Genomic DNA, 17188 nt, shown 5'->3' on the forward strand with positions numbered 1-17188 from the left:
GAGGAAGTCAAGACGGCTCCTCTGACGGCTGGTCCTGGGGTTCGGGGGTCGGGTCGGTGGTGACCTCGACGGTGACCGCGGCGGGCTTCTCCGCCTCGACGATGCGGGTGACCAGGGCGAGCCGGTCGGCGGCGGCCGGCGGCACCCGGACCACCACGTGGAACGGCCGCTCGGCCGGCTCCTCCAGCACGAAGCCGGTCACCCCGGTGGCCAGCTCCAGCGCGGTGCGCATCCCGTAGGGGGTGCCCCGCCACCGGGCCAGCAGCGCGCCGTGCGCCACCAGGTCCCGCAGCCGGCCGAGCGGCAGCGGCAGCGGCGCGTCCGCCCGGGGCGCGGCGACCACGTGGTCCATGGCCACCCACCGGGTCAGGTACGCCACGAACCCGTCCGGCGTGCGGTACGGCGCGAACAGCGCGTCGACGTCGGCGAGCACCGCCTCGTCGGGGGCGTGCAGCGCCTCCATGACGTCCAGCAGCGCGCCCAGCACGCTGCCCGGGCCGGCGGCCCGCTGGTACGCGGCCGGCAGCAGCCGCTCAATCGCCGCTCGGCGCATCCTGCCGCACCACCTCGATGTCGTGCTCGCCGGAGCAGAGCAGCCAGGTGCCGGGGACGGTGACCACGTCGGCGGTGGCCTGGTTGGCGCTGGCCGTCCAGTCCGCCGCGTCGCCGCTGCGGTACACGCCGCGCTCGCCGCCGGCCAGGACCAGCCGGGTGGCCCCACCCGGGCCGGAGGGCGCGGTGGCGGCGATCGCGTCGACCGGGACGAACCGGGTCCGGTCGCGCAGCGGCAGCCCGCAGTTGACCATCACGGGTTGCCACTGCGGCTGCGCGGCCAGGGTGTCCAGCCGGACCACCCCGCCGCTCTGCGTGGCGGCCAGCGCCAGGGTGCCGCTGAACGCCAGGTCCCGGCAGGTGCCGCCGATCCAGCCGCCCGCCACCGACTGCCACTTCACGTCGGACTCGAACAGCCGGGTGCGGTGGCAGCCCTGCCCGGGCTTCTTCGGGTCCGGCTCGCCGGCGCCGCTCCAGAGCAGGGTGGCCGGGCCGTCGTACTGCACGGCGAGCACCCGGTTGTCGACGTTGGCCAGGCCGACGTGCGCGAACGTGCCGGGGCGGCCGGCCGCGGTGGACAGGTAGACGCCGAAGCCGGCCTGCGCGGCCACCGCCACACCGGGCGCGCCGCGCTCGGAGACGAACGACCGGACCGCGTAGAAGCCGCGGTCGGCGTCGGCCGGGTCGACGAGGATCTGCAACGGCACCGCGCCGGGCAGCAGGGACACCTCGTAGAGGCCGGCGTCGGTGGCCAGAAGCAGCGCCGCGGCGCCGTCCCGGTCGATCCAGGCCAGGTCCCGCACGCCGGAGTCCAGGTCGGTGAGCAGCGTCCACGTCTCGCCCAGGTCGGTGCTCAACCGGACCCGGGAGCCGCCCGCGTCGCGCGCGGTCACCACGGCCACCGAACCGGCCCGGGGCACCACGCCGGGGCGGACCGGGGCGGGGGCGGGCACCACCCGGACGACGCTCTCGCCGTCGAACCGGCCGGCCGGCTCCCACCCCGCGCCCGCGTCGGTGGAGCGGAACAGCACCGGGCCGCGCCCGGCGTACCAGGTGCCCGGCTGGTACTGGTCGACGGCCACGGTCCGCACCTGCGCGTCCGGCGCCTCGTCGACCACGAACCGGACCGACTCGACGTAGCGCACGCCCGGCTCGGCGTGCTCCAGCATCCGGTACACGTTGGAGGCCCGCAGCGGCTCGCCGAACGCCCAGCCGGCCGGGTTGAGCGGGGTGGGCAGCGGGCTGAGGGTCTGGTGCAGCCGGTCGTGGACGCGCCGCCGGACCGCCTCGACGTCCTCCTCGCGGCGGACCACCACCCGGGCCCGGATGGAGACCGCCTTGTAGCGCGCCCAGCCGGCCCGCACCGCCGTGCCGAGCGCCCGCCGCCGCTCCAGGTCGGCCTCCACCCGGCGGCGCGCCTCCTCGACCTCGTGCTCCCGCAGCACCGCCACCGGCAGCCGGCCGCCCGGGCGGGCCTGCTCCGGCACGTACGGCACCAGGACCACCTCGACCTCGCCGGGTCGGGCGAAGCTGTACACCGACGCCCGGGTGAACGCCCGGGCCCGGGCCACCGCACCGGAACCGGCCGCCAGGATCTCGTAGTCCCGGGCGGTCACCGCGCGCTGCTGGGCGAAGAACTCGTACGGGCCGCGCGCCAGGGCCGACTCCATCGACTCCAGGTCCCGGCCACCGGCGGCCGGGACCGGGTTGTCCACCCGCAGCCCGGGCAGCGGGTCGCGCAGGCTGGTCAGCGTCCCGGCCGCCACGTTGCCGGCCGGCCCGCCGCCGCACCGGTACCACAGCCGGATCTGCCGCCCGGCCGGCGGCACCGCCGCCACCGGGCCGGGCGCCCCCTCGACACCCGGCCCGGCGCCGTCCGCCGGCCGCAGGTCCAGCGCGGGGGCGAAGGTGACCACCCCGGACGCGCGGTCGACCAGGTAGACCTTGGCCTGCGGGCCGACGCCGGCGAAGCTGCCCACCGGCCGCCAGACCTCGTACGTGCGGCCCTCGTGCTCCCGGGCGGCCGCGCCCAGCTCCACCGACCCGGCCGGCACCTCCACCCCGAGCAGCAGGTCCAGCGCCTCGGTGGTCCGGGTCAGCGGCGCGCGGGCCGCGCGGAACACCTGCCCGGCCTGCCCGGTGCCGGTGCCCAGCAGCTCCGCCTCGACCGGCTCGCAGTGGTGCACGCGTACCGTCACCTCGGTCTCGCCCGCGGGCAGCACGGCCGGCTCGGTGGTCACGAAGACGACCGGCCGGGGGTCGGCGCCCCGGGCGGCGGCGACCCGGGTGCCGGCCGGGACGCGGACCGCGCCCCGGTCCGCGCCGGTCCGGGTGAAGCGGACATCCGCCCAGGCGGCGGCCGGCGGGTGCCGGGTCACCCCGAGCAGGTTGAGGAAGGACACGTACGCCTTCTCCGGCAACTGGTTCAGCCGGTAGATCATCACCTCGGTGAGATAGGCGAACGCCTCCAGCAGCGCCATCCCCGGGTCGTGCGCGGAGAGGTCCGTCCAGTCCGGGCAGGACCGGCGGATCCGTTCCCGCGCCTCGGTGACCAGGTCGAGGAAGGCGCGGTCGTCCAGGTGCGGCACCGGCAGCGTCATGCGGGACCCTCCTCGCCGGGTTCGTCGTCGACGGGCAGCAGGTCGACGGAGAAGACCAGCTGGCCGGGGGAGAGGCTGGCCCGGACCCGGTAGTCCAGCCGGATCACCAGCCGCCACGGGTCGTCCGGGTCCGGCCCGGCGTCCACGTCGAGCACCTCGACCCGCGGCTCCCAGCGCCGGATGGCCTGCCGCACGTAGTGGATGGCCAGCCCGGCCGTGGTGTCGTCGTTGGGCGCGAAGACCAGCCGGTGCAGCCGGGAGCCGTACCCGGGGCGCATCAGCCGCTCGCCCGGCGTGGTGGACAGCAGCAGGAACAGCGCCTGGCGCACGGTCTCGTCGCCCTCGGTCATGGCCAGGCCGCCGGCGGCGGTCAGCGCGAGGCCGCCGGTGCGACCCGCGTCGAAGCCGGCGCCCACGAACCGGAAGGCCCTCATGCGTCCGCCCCCAGGAACGTCTGCCGCGGGTCGCGGACGGTGTGGTGGACCAGCCCGGGCGGGGTGCCGTCGGTCAGCCCGTCCAGGTGCGACAGCACCACGCGGTGGCCGTCCACCCGCAGCCAGGCGCTGTAGCCGACGGTCACCGTCAGCGTCTTCGCGCAGGGCTTGATGGTCGGCCCGTAGTTGGGGCAGGCGGTGATGTCCCGCCCCTCCGGGTCGGCCTCGACCAGCACCGGCACGCCCCGCACCGTCACCCACCGCTGCGAGGGGCGGTTGGACACCCGCCCGTCGTGGTCGCAGGTGATCAGCGAGTCGCGGTGGATCCAGCGCATCAGCCACCTCCGTGGGCGCGGGCGAGGGTACGGGCCTGGGCGGCGGCGGTCTCGGCGTCCTCGGCCGCCTCCGCCTGCAGGAAGTCGACGGTGCGGGCGCGCACCACCATGGCCCGGCCCGGCGCGGAGAGCACCAGGTCGCCGGCCGCGTGCACGGTGGTCAGCTCGGGGCGCAGCTCGACGAAGCTGCCGCCGTCGGTGGCCAGGCGCAGGCTGCGCCCGTCGTCGTCGATGACGATCGACTGCCCGGTGCCGGTCCGCATCGACCAGCGCCGGGACCGGCCGGACACGATCCCCGCGTCGTACGGCTCGACCGCGCCGAACAGCGAGCCGAGCACGACGCCCGAGGCGGGCTCGCCGCCGGGCAGCGCCACGAGCACGGTGTCCTCCGGGTCGGGCAGCGCCACGATGCCCTTGCCCCGGCCCGCGCCCGGGCAGAGCACGGCGAGCCAGCCGGCGTCCAGGTCCCCGTACGCGGGCAGGGTCACCCGGGCCCGGCCCAGCCCGTCCGGGTCGTCCACGTCGGTGACCGTGCCGAGGGTGACCGTGGCCGCGACGGGCGCGGCGGCCGGCGGCGGTCCGGGTGGGACGGTGGAGAAGCGGGTCAGGTGCCCGTTCGCGTCGAGGGTGTGCACCACCTCGGTGAGCACGTACACGCCCGCGACCGGCTCGGGCACGCCGGTCAGGGCGATCCGCCGGCCGGGGCGCAACGCCGGGTCGCCCTCGGCCGTGCCCTCGGCCGTCACCAGCGCCGCGACTCGGGCGTCCAGCCCGGCCTGGGCCAGGGCGGCCAGCTCGTCGTCGCTGCGGCCCGGCTGGTCGACGGCCGTGCGGACCGCGTCCGCGCCCACCCCGCCCGGGTCCGGGCGCAGCGGGATGCGCCGCCCGGAGCGGGCCTCGCCGGCCTCCTGGCGCAGCGGCTCGGCGCGCTGCGGGTGCCAGCCCAGCGCGGCGCACCCGCCGCCGGCCCGGTCCAGGTTCTCCGCGATCCGCAGCGCGTGCACGCTCCCGCCGAGGGTGAGCGGGACCGGGTCGCCGTGACCGTCGAGGGTCAGCAGGCGCAGCCGGTCGCCCTCGACGGTCAGGTGCAGGCCGGCCCGGCCGGCCACCTCGCGCAACAGCTCCAGGTCGGTGTGCCGGTGCTGGAGCAGCCGGTCCAGGCGCGGCCCGTCGGTGTCGGCGTCGACGGTGAGCCCCACGTCGGCGCAGAGCTCCCGGGCCAGCTCGGCGGCGGTCACCGACTCGAACACCCGCAGCTCCTGCCGCTTGCGCAGCCGGTGCAGCGGGTCGTACGCCCGCAGCCGCAGCAGCGCCGCGCCGTCGCCGGCGTACTCCACCTCGACGCCGGTCACCTCGCCGGTGAACAGGGCGTCGGGCTGGCCGTCCAGCCGCAGGTCGAGGGCGGCGCCGGGGCGTACCGGGGGGTCGAGGGCGGCGGCGCCCGGTGCGGTGGCCAGGGTGAGCTCGCACTGGGTCGGCTGGTCCAGTCGGGCGGCGACCCGGACGCCGCGCAGCCGTCCGGGGTCGGCCAGTGGGATCCCGTCGATCGTGACGGCGGCGGCCCGGATCACGGCGCACCTCCGGCGTCGGCGGGGAGCGGCGCGGCGGCGGCGGTCGGCACGGCCAGGGCGGTGCCGGCCGGCACGGTCAGCGGGTCGGTGATCCGGTTGTGCTCGGCGAGCAGCCGCCAGCGCAGCGGCGAACCGAGCGCGTCGTGGGCGAGCAGGTCGAAGCGGACCCCGGACCAGCCCGGCTCGGCCGCCCCGTCGGCCGCGGCGACCACCGCCGATCCGGGCGGCACGGTCGGCGTGCTCGCCGCGGCCAGCTCCTCCTCGAAGCCCGCCCGGGCCGCCTCGGCGGTCTCGGCCACCCGGACCAGCTTGAGCCGCAGCCAGGAACGGCGCGGGGTGCCGGTGAGGGTGAACGCGTCGAAGCGCTCCGCGATGGCCACGATGACGCCGGGCACGTTCCAGGTCTTGCCCCACACCAGCCGGATCAGCGGAGGCCGCAGCCAGCCGTGCTCGGTCGCGGAGTTCTCGGCCAGCATCCACAGCGGACGGGTGAGCGCGCGGACGTCCTCGGGGCGTACCGGGGATTCCACGAAGTCGGTGTCGAAGAGCAGGTCCAGCACCAGCTCGGTCCGCCCGCCGCCGGTGAAGACCAGGGGGTCGTCGGCGCGGCCGGCCCCGGTGAGCGGTCCGCCCGGCGCCCCCCGGGGCCGTACGCCGGCCAGCCGGGTCACCTGCACGGTCTCCGGGTTGAGCAGGCAGTCCACCCGGGTGCCGGACTCGTCCACGAGGAAGGCGACGCGTTCCATCAGTCACCCGCCTGTTCCCGGTCGAGCCGGGCCAGCCGGTCGGCGTCGCGTGCCGGGACGGCCGGCGCCCGCAGCTCCCGGTCGTCGGGCAGCGCCGGCCACGGGTCCCGTTGTGGCACGCCCGCGGCCCGGTCGCCGGCGGCGTGCGGCAGCGTCCGCCACGACCCGTCGTCGCCGGCCTCGGGCGGGAGCACTGGCCACGGCCCTGCCGCCGCAGCCGTCCACTCCCGCGTCGGCCGCCTCGCCGTGCTCGCCTCCGGGTTCGGGTGCGTTTGTTGTCGTCCCAGCGACAACAGATGCACCCGACCGTCGCCGGCGGGGGAAGCCGTCGTCCAGGCGGGGCCGAGTTCCGCTCGGTCGGCCGGACGTTCGGGCCGGGTACGGCCCGTGGCCGGGTCGGTGAGCGGGACGGCTGGCCCAGCTGCGCTGGCCGGTGCCGGGAACCGCATGGTGCGGCCGATCATTCCAGGCTCGGCTCCGCCGGCCGCGACACCGCTCCACCCCGACCGGCCGCTGCTGGAACGGCCAGGCCCGGAACCCGGTGGGGTGCCCGCCCGGCCGGCTGACGAGGCCGGCGGGGCACCGGGTCCGCCGGGCGACGATCCCCGGGGGCTGCCGGTCTGCCGGTGCGGTGAGCCGGCGTGGGCCCCGATCGCGCCGTGCGGTGATCCGGGTTGGGCGCCGATTGCGCCGTGCGGTGATCCGGGTTGGGCGCCGATCTCGACGGCCGACCAGTCCGGCGGCCCGCCGCCCTTGCCGGCCGTCCGGTGCGGCCGTGCGGCCTGACGGGACGACGAACTGCCCGGAAACGAGGCGTCGCCCCGCGACCCACCCTGGCCGGCGTCCTCGGCCGACGAGGTGTCCGTCGGTCCGACGAGTGACCCGTGCGTGGTGTCGGGCGTGGCCGACTCCCAGCCGAAGCCGAGGGGCCGGCGTCGGGCCTTGCGGTCGCCCGGCGTGAATCCGCCCCGGCCGGCGTCGCCGCCCGACGGCGCCACGCGCCCCGCGATCCCGCCCCCCGACGTGGTCGGATACCCCGACGTGCCCGCACCCCGCGCACCAGGGCCGGCACGCCGGCCGGAGTCGGCAAGCCCGCTGGGGCCGGGATGCCCGCCGAGGCCGGGATGCCCGCCGGGGTCACGGCGTCCGGCGATACTGGCGGCCCCGGTTCGACCGAAACTGACCCAGGCCCGGAGGCGCGACCCGGCGAAGCCCCCCGCCACCCCAGCGACCCTCGCCCCGGAGAACCTGCCTGCCTCATCGCCCCACCCGGGCAACCCGAACGCCCCCGGAACCGAAGGCCGCAACCGCAGCCCCCGCACAGACTCCCCGACCCCAACCCCCCGACCACCGCCCTCAACCCCGCCACGTCCCACCGCCCCCTCCTCGTCGATCAAGAGGTTTGCGTCGGCGGAGGCGTCGGATCCGACGCAAACTTCTTGATCAACAGGGAAGGCGGGGGCGGGGGCGGGGTGGGGGAGGTCGTGGAGGAGGCCGGGGGCGTGGGTGGCGACCAGGTGGAGCCAGTGCTCGGGGGGTTCGCCGGGGCGGCGCGGTGCGGGCGCCTCGGCGGACGCGGTGGTGGGCCCGGTGGTGAGGCGGTCGGCGGTGGCCCGGAGCAGGCGGGCCAGCCGCTCACGCGGGCGCCGGGGCGGCGGCACCGCCGGACTCCAGTTCCAGCCCCTCGTACGCGAGGGTCAGCGCCTCGATGGCGATCTCCTGGGACAGGGTGTTCAAGTGCGCGCCCCGCCACCGGGTCGGCCACGCGTTGATCATGTTCCAGCGCAGCACCTCGGCGGTGCCGGCCGGGTCGAGCAGCACCACCGAGACGTTGCGCCGGTTCACCGTGCCCTTCGCGGCCGCGTTCACCCAGTCCCACAGCTCGCGCGACGCGGTCAGGCCGAAGTGGAGGGTGACCGGGGCGTACTCGACCTGGCCGGGGACCGCCCGGATCCGCTCGTTGCCGGCCTCCCGGTACGCCAGCGACGGTATGGCCACCTCGAAGCCGCTGACCTCGGTGAAGTGCCCGTTGGTGACGCCGTTGATGAGCAGCTTGAAGTGGTACGCCCGGTAGGGGTCGACGGGCGCGCCCGGCTGCGGGGTGGCCGTGGTGGGCATGTCAGCCTCCGATCGTCTCGGTCTCGGTGCCGCCGGCCCACTGGCTCAGCTTGAACACCACGAACTCCGCGGGCTTGACCACCGCGATGCCGATGTGGGCCACCACCATCCCGGCGTCGCGCACGTCGGCCGGGTTGGTCTCCTCGTCGCACTTGACGAAGAACGCCTCCTCGGGCGTGCGGCCGAGCAGCGCGCCGTCCCGCCACACCCGGGTGAGGAACGCGCCGATGTCCCGCCGGATCGAGCGCCACAGGGTGTAGTCGTTCGGCTCGAACACCATCCACCGGGTGCCGCCCGCGATGGCCAGCTCGATGGCGATGGAGAGCCGCCGCACGTTCAGGTAGCGCCACTCGCTGGCCTCGGCGGCGAGCGTCCGGGCGCCCCAGAGCCGGATGCCCTCGCCGGAGAAGAAGCGGATCACGTTGACGCCCTTGGGGTTGAGCACGTCGTGCTCCGGGCGGGTGACCCGGTACGCCAGGTCCACCGCGCCGCGTACCGGCTCGTTGGCCGGCGCCTTGTGCACGCCGCGCAGCGCGTCGGTGCGGGCCCAGATGCCGGCCACGTGCCCGCTCGGCGGGGTGAGGACCAGGTCGCCGCTGAGCGGGTCGCGGACCCGGATCCAGGGGAAGTAGTACGTGGCGAAGTCCGACTGCCGGGGCCGGTCGCCGCCGGGCGGGTCGTCGTCGGGCTTCGGCGTACCCTCGGCGGGCTTGCCGGACGACGGCTTGCCGGGCGTGGCGACCCGGGTGAGCCGGGAGATGTCGGCCACCTCGGGCGGCGGGTCGCAGATCGCGACCATGGTGCGCAGCCGCTCGGCCATGCTGATGAGCGCCTCGTGTGAGACCGGGTCGTGGTACCCGGGCGCGGCCAGGATGGAGATCTCGTCGATGGCCTCCAGCAGTTGCAGGCCGCTGCGCCGCCCGCCGGTGCCGGTGAGTTGGCCACCCTCGCCGACGTTCACCACCCAGCAGCGGGTGCCGCCGTTGTCGAGGAAGCCGAAGACCGCGCGGGCCAGGGGCGTGCTCTCCAGGTGCTCGCCGTCGGCGTAGAGCCGGAGGAACTCCGACCAGCTGTTCACGGCGAGCGCCTCGTCGACGTGGGCGGCGCGGTTCGGCGCGAGCCCGACGAAGGCGGCGGTGCTCGTGCCGACCGGGCCGATCGGGCGGGCCCCGCTCGGCACCTCCTCGACATAGATGCCGGGGGAGAAGTAGGTGGGCATCGGTCCTCCTTGAGGAGTCAGTCGGGGGCGCAGACGACGACGTGGTCTCCGTCGGCGGGGTGCAGCTCGGCGGTGTGGGTGCGGCCCCGGCCGATCAGCCGGATCCGCACCGGCCGGTCCGGGGCGTCGGGGTCGTGCGGGACGCCGACCAGCCGGAACCGGCCGGCCGCGTCGGTCTCGGTGGCCTGGGCGGTGCCGACCAGCTCGACCCGCATGGCGGCGAGCGGTTGGCGCTCCGGCCCGACCACCCGGCCGTCGAGGGTGCGCATGTCGAGCTGCCGCAGCCGCAGCGGCTGCCGCACGGGCGGCGCGGACGGCGCCGGCCGGTCGATCCGCGCCGGCACGTCGAGCAGCAGCGCGGGCCGGGGCGGCACGCCGAGGGCCCGCCAGAGCGCCGGGTCCCCGGCGGCCAGCACCACCTCGGGCTGGCCGGCCGCGGTGGCGGCGGCCAGCACCCGGTCCAGCGCCGGCAGCGCCGCCGGCCCGCCGCCGCTGACCAGCAGCCGGACCACAAAGCGGTACGGCTCGCGCGCCCCGCCGCTGGCCGCGGTCTGCCGGGCCGGCCGCAGCTCCAGCGGCCAGACGGTGAGGCCGCCGTCGGGGTCGTCGCGGGGCGGGCCGACCGGGACGGGGTCGCCCGCCGCCCCGGTCAGCCAGGCCGCGAGGTCGCCGACGGCCGCCTCGATGGCACCGGTCATCGCGGCGGCGTCCCCTGGATCCGGTACGCGATGGCCTCGTTCCAGACGTGCGGGTAGACGCCGATCTCGAAGTAGCGGGTGAACCGGTTGATCGGCGCGTTGCTGTGGTCGTGCCAGAGCAGCCACACCGGGGCGATGGTGAACAGCACGTAGTTGAGCGCGACCAGCGGCAGGTAGAGCGGGCCGAGCAGCCGCGCCTGGAGGACGTGCACGTCCTCGTGCCGCTGGATGCCGAGGCTGGAGCCGGCGCAGACCGTGCCGATGGTGGTGGCGTAGCGGGGCGAGACCCCCTCGACCACGTTGACCCGCCCGCTGCCCTGCGAGACCACCCGGTCGAGCTGGTGCCCGAAGACCAGGTGCAGGGTCAGGTAGAGCGCGCCGGTGACGGTGTTGAGCAGGCTCCAGGTGTGGTCGACCACGAAGAGGAAGATGCCCTTCGGGTCGGCGCCGTAGGTGCCGGCGGAGGCGACCGCCCAGCCGAACGGCGCGCCGACGAGCAGCCCGACGACCGCGCCGATCAGCAGACCGACGGTGCCGCCCGCCGCACCGCCGAGCACGACGCCAAGGACGATGTGGACGGCGGCGCTGATGATGCCGAGGACCATGGGGGTCACCTCTCTCAGACCCAGGAGCGGATGTAGCGGGGCTCGCGGCCCTGCGCGAGCTGGGTCGGCGACGCGTTCGTCGCCTGTCGGTTGCCGGGCGGCAGCTGGTTGATGCCGAGGGCGGCGGAGAAGATGACCAGCGCGTTGAAGAACGCAATGATCCACTTTTCGGATCCCGCGTCGTCGGCGAAGGCGGCGGTCAGGTACGACAGGACGAGCGCGAAGCCCAGGGCGATCCACTTGCGCGCCTTGTCGCCGCTCGGCCCGATGAGGCCGCCGATGACGTTGGTGGCGAGCAGGGTGGCGGCGCTGGCGCCGGTGAGGCTGCCCAGGGCGGCCCAGGTGAAGAGATCGTTCACGGCGATCCCCCTCTTCGGTTGGTGCGGTGGCGCGGTCGGGGTGGGTGGTGCGGCGGCCCCGGCTGGTGCGGCTCCGGGTGCCGCCCGGGTGGTGACTGCGCCGCGCCCGCTCAGGCGGGCCGGCCGGCCGGGGGAGTGGGCGCGGGGGTGGGTGTGGCCGGGGCGGCGGCGACCGGGCCGCGCGGGCGGCGGAGCAGGAGGACGACGACCACGGCGACCAGCAGCAGCACGACGACCCCGCCGACGACCAGCAGCCAGGGGAACGCGCCGCCGCCGGCAGGTTCCGCGCCGGTGACCGAGGGGCGTGGCGGCGCCTCCGCCTCGGCGACCAGTTCGGCGGGCTTGGCCTGGTTGGTGGTGAGCTTCCAGCTGACCGAGCGGCCGATGATCGTGCCGTTCGCGCTGAGCACCCGACCGGGGAAGGTCACCGATATCTCGATCGACATCAACGTGATGTACGCCCGGACCGTTTCCAGATTTTGTTCGGGTACTTTTCCGGCGTAACTCTCCGGGTTCAGCGGAAATGAGAAGCGATAGCGGTCGCCGATGCGGATCAATTTCACGCTGTCGCTGGTGAACTGTGACAATGGCTTCTTGCGATACGTGACCTGCACGCCGTAGAACTTGGCGCCCTCGTAGCGGCTCTCGTTGCCGGCGGGAAGAGTGGGCAGCTGACGCCGCATGTCGACGAAGGCGGTATGGACGTCCGGGTTCTGCCCTTCGAGCAGGGCCCTGTCGGCGGTGACCAGGAGTTGGCCGGTGACGGTGTCGTCGGGGTTCACGGTCAGCCCCAGATTGAGCTGCATGCAGCCGCTCAGTGCCGCCACGAGGGCGAGACACACCGCGAGGCGGAACGCCCTGCTGCGGCCGAGTCTCGTATTCATGGGCACAGTGTGTGTGATCGCCGTCACGTCTCGCAGTCAGCGATCAGTCACAGGCTTGTCGCCGATCTTACCGGCCCGCTCTCCCATTCGGCCGACCCGGAAAAGCGCGCCCGATCGATATTCTGGAGGATTGTGCGCGGCACAATTTCCGCTCAGCCCGGCGGCCGCCAGTCGGCGTACCGGGCGGCGGCGCGCAGGGCCGCCCTCGCCGGGGTCAGCCGGAGCACGCCGTCGCGCAGGGCGACCGCCGCGGGGTGGCGCAGCTGCTGGCCGTACCGCGCGGCGCGGGCGGAGGCCCGGGCGATCGCCTGGCTGCGGGGCCGCCGCTGCCGGTCGTACGCGGCCAGCGCCCCGGCCAGCTCGTCCGTTCCGCCGGCGCAGGCCGCGCCGAGCACCACGGCGTCCTCGATCGCCTGCCCCGCGCCCTGCCCCAGGTGCGGCGTCATGGCGTGCGCCGCGTCGCCGAGCAGGGCCACCCGGCCCCGGACGTACGACGGCAGCGGGGTCGCCAGGTGGAACAGGTCGGTCCGGAGCACCGCCCCGGGCGGCGTGGCCGCCAGCAGCGCCGGTATCGGCTCGTGCCAGCCGCCGAAGCGGTCCCGGACGGCCGCCAGCTCGTCCGGCTCGCGACCGCCCGGCGGGGCCGTCTCCGCCGCGTACCAGTAGAGCCCTCCATCGCCGAGCGGGACGGTGCCGAACTCCCGGCCCGGCCCCCAGGTGACGGCCGTCGCCACCGGCGCGGTCCAGCGGATCGCCGCCCGCCAGGCCGTCGAGCCGGAGTACGCCGGGGCCGGCAGGTCGGGCCAGAGCCGCCGGCGCAGCACGCTGTGCAGCCCGTCGGCCCCGACCACGAGGTCCGCCGGCAGCGTGGTCGGCGTGCCGTTCCGCTGGTACGTCACGGCGGGCAGGTCGGCGTCGACGTCGACCACGTCGGCGCCGGTGACCAGTGTCGAGGCCGGCAGGGCGTCGCGGAGCAGCCGGTGCAGCGCGGTCCGGTGGATCCCGAGCGCCGCGGTGCCGAGGGTCCGTTCCAGCGCGGCCCCGTCGATCCGGGACAGCCAGTGGCCGGCGCTGGTCCGCAGCCCGCCCGGCGAGTCCGGTACGCCCTGCCGGCGGATCGTGTCGCCCACGCCGAGCGCGTCCAGACCGCGCAGCGCGTTGGCCATGAGGGTCAAGCCGGTGCCCAGTTCGCGTGGCGCGGCGGCGCGTTCCAGCACCGTCACCCGCCAGTGCCGGCGGTGCAGGGCCAGCGCCGCGGCGAGCCCGCCGATGCCGGCGCCGACCACGATCGCGTGCGGCTCGCCCATGGCCGACCACCCCTTCTACGCCTGTAGAACGCCATACTACATCCGTAGAACGTCGGTGAGGAGGGGCGACAGTGAGTGGACGGGCGGCCCGGGTGGCGCGGCTGGCCGACGCGGCGGTGGAACTGCTGGCCGAGGGCGGCATGCGGGGCCTGACCCACCGCGCCGTCGACGCGCGCGCCGGGATGCCGCCGGGCACCACCTCGGCGTACCTGCGGACCCGCCAGGCGCTGATCGAGGCCGTGGTCCAGCGCCTCGCCGACCTCGACCGCGCCGACCTGGCGGCCCACGAGCTGCCCACCGCGCCACCCCACGCCGCCGCGGCGCTCGGGCCGGACGGGCTCGACCAGCTCGCCGCCGGGGTGGCCGACGTGCTCGACCGCTGGCTGACCACCGGCCGCAGTCGCGCCCTCGCGCGGTACGCCTGCCTGCTGGAGGCGGTGCACCGGCCCGAGCTGCGCCGGATCCTGGACCACGGCACCGTGCTCCGCGTCCAGGCCCGGGACCTGCTGGCCCGGGCCGGCGCGCCGGATCCGCGCCGGCAGGGCGACCAGCTCGTCGCGTTCATCGACGGGCTGCTCTTCGACCGCCTGGTCGGCGCCGGGGCGCTCAGCGCGCCGCCGCCCGGCACCCCGGCCAGTCGGGAGGACCTCCGGGCCGGGGTGCGTACCCTGCTGCGGGCGTTCACCGGAGCCTGACCCGACGCCCGGCCGTGACCGCCGCCACCGGTCCGGGGTGGCGCCCACCGCTGCCGACCGGCGCGACCAGGCCGCAGGATGGGTGGGCGGGCGCGACAGGAAGGCAGGCCATGGCGGGGTGGAGCGCGGTCCGGCTACGACGGCGCGGCGGGTCGGACGCTCCGCCGCGACCGGGAGCAGCCGTCCGGGAGGCGGCCGGGCGGCTGCGGCGGGGCTGGCTGCCGGTGGTCGAGGCCACCCTGGCGGCCACCGTGGCGTGGATCCTCGCCACCCGGTTGGTCGGCCACACGCAGCCGTTCTTCGCCCCGGCCGCCGCGCTGATCGTGCTCGGCCAGGCGCGCGGCCAGCGGATGCGCCGGGCCGTCGAGGTGGTGCTCGGCGTCGCGGCCGGCGTGCTCGTCGCCGACCTGGTGGTGCAGGCGCTCGGCCCCCGGAGCACCTGGACGGTGCTCACCGTCATCCTGCTCACCGTGGCCCTGGCGGTGGCCGTCGGCGCCAGCTCGGTCACCGTGGTGCAGGCGGCCGTCTCCGCGCTCTACCTGGTGGTGGTCTCCCCGCCGACCGAGTCGCTGGTGCCGTTCCGGTTCGTCGACGCGCTGATCGGCGGCGCGGTGGCCGTGGTGGCCAGCCAGCTCGTCGACGCCCGCCGGCCGCTCGCCCCACTGGTCAGCGAGTTCCGGCACACCTTCGCCGAGCTGGCCGGGGTGCTCGACGAGATCGCCGACGCGCTCGACCGGGGCGACGACGCGGCGGCGCTGGCCGCGCTGGAGCGGGCCCGGCACGCCGACGCGGGGGTGGAGCGGCTGCGCGGCGCCGTGCTGGCCGCCGGCGAGGCGCTGCGGCTCAACGTGCGCCGCCGCCGGCACCTGGGCCGGCTGCGCTCGGTGGAGGGCTCCATCCGGCAGATCGACTACGCGGTCCGCAACATCCGGGTACTCGCCCGCGCCGCGGTCACCCTGACCCGGGGACCGGCACCGGTCCCGGCCGAGCTGGGCGGCGCCGTGCGGACCCTCGCCGAGGCGGTGCGCTCGGCCGGTGACGCGCTCGCCGCCGACCTGACCGGGCAGGACGGCGTCGCCGACGCCCACGCCGAGCGGGTCGAGGTCGCCGCGCTGGAGGCCGTCCGGGCCGCCGGTCGGCTCTTCACCCCCGGCGAGACGCTGCCGCTCGCCATGATCATCGGGCAGGTCCGGGCCACCGCGATCGACCTGCTGCGCGGCGTGGGTGGCGACGACGACGCCACCGTGCTCGCCCGGGTCGACGCGGCGGTCACCGGGCCGGGGCACTGACCCGGCTCACCCCACCAGCCAGTCCACCGCCCGCCGCCGGATCTCCGCCGGCACCTCGTGCCCGCCGGCGAACTCGGCGTACTCGGCCGGGTAGCCGAGCCCGTGCAGGCGGGGCACCAGCCGCCGGCTGCACACGTCGACCGGCAGGACCCGGTCGTCGGTGCCGTGCGAGACGAACAACCGGGGCCGGCCGTGCGTGACCAGCGGCGCGGCGAAGCCGGGGGAGAAGGCCAGCACGGCGTCGACCAGGTCGCCGTTGGTCAGGCCCAGGGAGAGGGCGTACGAGGCGCCGTCGGAGAAGCCGCCCACGGTGACCCCGGCCACCGGGTACGCGCGGAACGTCGCGGCCAGCAGCGCGTCGATCCGGGCCACGTCCGGGCCGTACCCGGCGGCGATCAGGTCCCAGGTGCTGGCGAGCGCCTGCGGGGCGAGCAGCAGCAGCCGGTGCGCGTCGGCCAGCGGCAGCAGCAGGTCGAGGCCCTGCCGGGCCGAGCCGCCCGCGCCGTGCAGCAGCAGCACCAGCCGGTACGGTCCCTCCCCGCCGGTCGGCACGTGGCGCAGCGCGGGCGGCCCGCCGGCCGGGTCGGTGACCTCGGCCGGACCCGTCGGGCCGGGCGCGGTCACGGTGGTGGGGCGGGCGGTCAGCCGGCCGTGCCGGTATCCCTCCTCGGGCTGCCGGTGCGGCGGTGCTGGTTCGGTCACCTCGGCCCCCTGTCGTCGGTCGGGTCGGGCGGCGGATACCCGCCTGCCGGCCGCTCAACCACCGGCGCTCAGGCGCTCTCGCGGGCCACCAGCGTCGAGGGGAACGCGGTCACCGGCGGCACCGGGCGGCCGTCCAGGACCGCGGTCGCGGCCGCCGTGGCGATCCGGGCCACCGGGTGGGTGGCGGTGGTCAGCGCCGGGCTGCTCACGGCCGCGTACGGGATGTCGTCGAACCCGGCCACCGCCACGTCGTGCGGCACCCCGATCCCGCGCCCGCGCATCGCGGCGATCGCGCCCAGCGCGGTGGCGTCGCTGGCCGCGTAGATCGCGTCGGTGTCCGGCCAGCGGGTCAGCGCCTCCAGCGCCGCCCGGCCGCCCCGCGCGGCGGTGAAGTCGCCGTCGACCAGCCGCACCGGCAGCCCGGCCGCCCGCATGAGCCGCTGGTACGCGGTCACCGAGCGTTCGGCGCAGCTCAGCCAGCGCGGGCCGGTGACCATGGCGATCCGGCGGCGCCCGCCGGCGTGCAGGTGGCGCAGCACGGCGTCGGCGCCGCCGGCGTTGTCCACGTCGAAGGAGGGGACGGCCGGTGAGCCCGTGCCGATCGAGACGACCCGCCCGCGCAGCCCGGGGGGCACCGCGTCGAGGACCGGCGCGGTGGTGTTGACCAGCAGCACCCCGCAGACGCTCCGGTCGTCGCCGAGCCGGCGCAGCCCGGCCGGGGCGTCCAGGGGCAGCCACTCCAGGGCGACGCCCACCCCGTGCGGGGCGCACACCCGGGCGGCCGCGCTCACCAGCCGGTCCACGTACGGGTCGTCCAGCACGGTGGCGTCGGTGCCGGAGACCGCCACGACGAGGCGCACGCCGGCGCCCCGGACCAGCGCCCGGGCCGTGGTGTTGGGCACGTAGCCGAGCCGGTCGGCGGCGGCGCCGACCCGCTCCCGGGCGTCCACCGAGGCGAACCCGTAGCCGCCGAGCACCCGGGACGCGGTGGCCCGGGAGACCCCGGCCGCCCGGGCCACGTCGTCGAGGGTCGCCGGGCGGGTGGTGGGCGTCTCCATGTCTGGTCCTCCCCGT

General features: G+C 76.6%; 18 protein-coding genes. 2 read left to right on the forward strand and 16 right to left on the reverse strand.

Features of this window, described 5'->3' with window-relative positions; all coding sequences use genetic code 11:
* Positions 1 to 7: 7 nt before the first annotated feature.
* The 14 genes from RMN56_RS24080 to RMN56_RS24145 all read right to left on the reverse strand — a co-directional run bounded on the left by RMN56_RS24080 (position 8) and on the right by RMN56_RS24145 (position 13428).
* Positions 8 to 553 (reverse strand): phage tail protein, encoded by a 546-nt coding sequence (locus tag RMN56_RS24080; RefSeq protein ID WP_313719816.1) that lies wholly within the window; start codon positions 551 to 553, stop codon positions 8 to 10.
* Entirely contained in the window at positions 534 to 3152 is a 2619-nt protein-coding gene (locus RMN56_RS24085; RefSeq protein ID WP_313719817.1) for a putative baseplate assembly protein, read from the reverse strand. The genes RMN56_RS24080 and RMN56_RS24085 overlap by 20 nt, the downstream gene beginning before the upstream one ends.
* Positions 3149 to 3586, reverse strand: coding sequence for a GPW/gp25 family protein (locus RMN56_RS24090; RefSeq protein WP_151465564.1), 438 nt, complete (start codon positions 3584 to 3586; stop codon positions 3149 to 3151). Before RMN56_RS24090 ends, RMN56_RS24085 begins: the two co-directional genes overlap by 4 nt.
* The gene (locus tag RMN56_RS24095; protein WP_313719818.1) at positions 3583 to 3921 is read right to left on the reverse strand and encodes a hypothetical protein; all 339 of its coding nucleotides are present in this window, start codon (positions 3919 to 3921) and stop codon (positions 3583 to 3585) included. Before RMN56_RS24095 ends, RMN56_RS24090 begins: the two co-directional genes overlap by 4 nt.
* A complete protein-coding gene (locus RMN56_RS24100; protein ID WP_313719819.1) occupies positions 3921 to 5492 on the reverse strand; it encodes a contractile injection system protein, VgrG/Pvc8 family in 1572 nt (523 codons plus the stop codon). Before RMN56_RS24100 ends, RMN56_RS24095 begins: the two co-directional genes overlap by 1 nt.
* A complete protein-coding gene (locus tag RMN56_RS24105; RefSeq protein ID WP_313719820.1) occupies positions 5489 to 6238 on the reverse strand; it encodes a CIS tube protein in 750 nt (249 codons plus the stop codon). The genes RMN56_RS24100 and RMN56_RS24105 overlap by 4 nt, the downstream gene beginning before the upstream one ends.
* Positions 6238 to 6432, reverse strand: coding sequence for a hypothetical protein (locus RMN56_RS24110; RefSeq protein ID WP_313719822.1), 195 nt, complete (start codon positions 6430 to 6432; stop codon positions 6238 to 6240). Before RMN56_RS24110 ends, RMN56_RS24105 begins: the two co-directional genes overlap by 1 nt.
* Before the next feature lie 1441 nt (positions 6433 to 7873).
* A complete protein-coding gene (locus RMN56_RS24115; RefSeq protein ID WP_313719823.1) occupies positions 7874 to 8356 on the reverse strand; it encodes a phage tail protein in 483 nt (160 codons plus the stop codon).
* Position 8357: 1 nt separating this feature from the next.
* Entirely contained in the window at positions 8358 to 9575 is a 1218-nt protein-coding gene (locus RMN56_RS24120; RefSeq protein WP_313719824.1) for a phage tail sheath family protein, read from the reverse strand.
* A gap of 17 nt (positions 9576 to 9592) precedes the next feature.
* Positions 9593 to 10273: a carboxypeptidase-like regulatory domain-containing protein gene (locus RMN56_RS24125; protein WP_313719826.1), complete on the reverse strand. Its 681-nt coding sequence runs from the start codon at positions 10271 to 10273 to the stop codon at positions 9593 to 9595.
* Positions 10270 to 10878: a glycine zipper family protein gene (locus tag RMN56_RS24130; RefSeq protein ID WP_313719827.1), complete on the reverse strand. Its 609-nt coding sequence runs from the start codon at positions 10876 to 10878 to the stop codon at positions 10270 to 10272. The genes RMN56_RS24125 and RMN56_RS24130 overlap by 4 nt, the downstream gene beginning before the upstream one ends.
* A gap of 14 nt (positions 10879 to 10892) precedes the next feature.
* Positions 10893 to 11237 carry a hypothetical protein gene (locus tag RMN56_RS24135; protein ID WP_313719828.1) on the reverse strand — a complete coding sequence of 115 codons (345 nt, stop codon included), beginning with the start codon at positions 11235 to 11237 and terminating at the stop codon, positions 10893 to 10895.
* A gap of 110 nt (positions 11238 to 11347) precedes the next feature.
* Positions 11348 to 12121, reverse strand: coding sequence for an LppM family (lipo)protein (locus RMN56_RS24140; RefSeq protein WP_313719829.1), 774 nt, complete (start codon positions 12119 to 12121; stop codon positions 11348 to 11350).
* Between the two features lie 152 nt (positions 12122 to 12273).
* A complete protein-coding gene (locus RMN56_RS24145; protein WP_313719830.1) occupies positions 12274 to 13428 on the reverse strand; it encodes an FAD-dependent monooxygenase in 1155 nt (384 codons plus the stop codon).
* Positions 13429 to 13499: 71 nt separating this feature from the next.
* On the opposite strand from RMN56_RS24145, the gene RMN56_RS24150 reads away from it, so the two are divergent.
* Positions 13500 to 14123 carry a TetR/AcrR family transcriptional regulator gene (locus RMN56_RS24150; protein ID WP_313719831.1) on the forward strand — a complete coding sequence of 208 codons (624 nt, stop codon included), beginning with the start codon at positions 13500 to 13502 and terminating at the stop codon, positions 14121 to 14123.
* Positions 14124 to 14233: 110 nt separating this feature from the next.
* Positions 14234 to 15412 carry an FUSC family protein gene (locus RMN56_RS24155; protein ID WP_313719832.1) on the forward strand — a complete coding sequence of 393 codons (1179 nt, stop codon included), beginning with the start codon at positions 14234 to 14236 and terminating at the stop codon, positions 15410 to 15412.
* A gap of 6 nt (positions 15413 to 15418) precedes the next feature.
* On the opposite strand, the gene RMN56_RS24160 is transcribed toward RMN56_RS24155, so the two are convergent.
* Positions 15419 to 16114, reverse strand: coding sequence for an alpha/beta hydrolase (locus tag RMN56_RS24160; protein ID WP_262285656.1), 696 nt, complete (start codon positions 16112 to 16114; stop codon positions 15419 to 15421).
* A 68-nt stretch (positions 16115 to 16182) separates the two neighbouring features.
* Positions 16183 to 17172: a LacI family DNA-binding transcriptional regulator gene (locus RMN56_RS24165; protein ID WP_313719833.1), complete on the reverse strand. Its 990-nt coding sequence runs from the start codon at positions 17170 to 17172 to the stop codon at positions 16183 to 16185.
* Between the last annotated feature and the right edge of the window lie 16 nt (positions 17173 to 17188).

Source organism: Micromonospora halotolerans (assembly GCF_032108445.1).
In the GTDB taxonomy this organism is placed as follows: domain Bacteria; phylum Actinomycetota; class Actinomycetes; order Mycobacteriales; family Micromonosporaceae; genus Micromonospora; species Micromonospora halotolerans.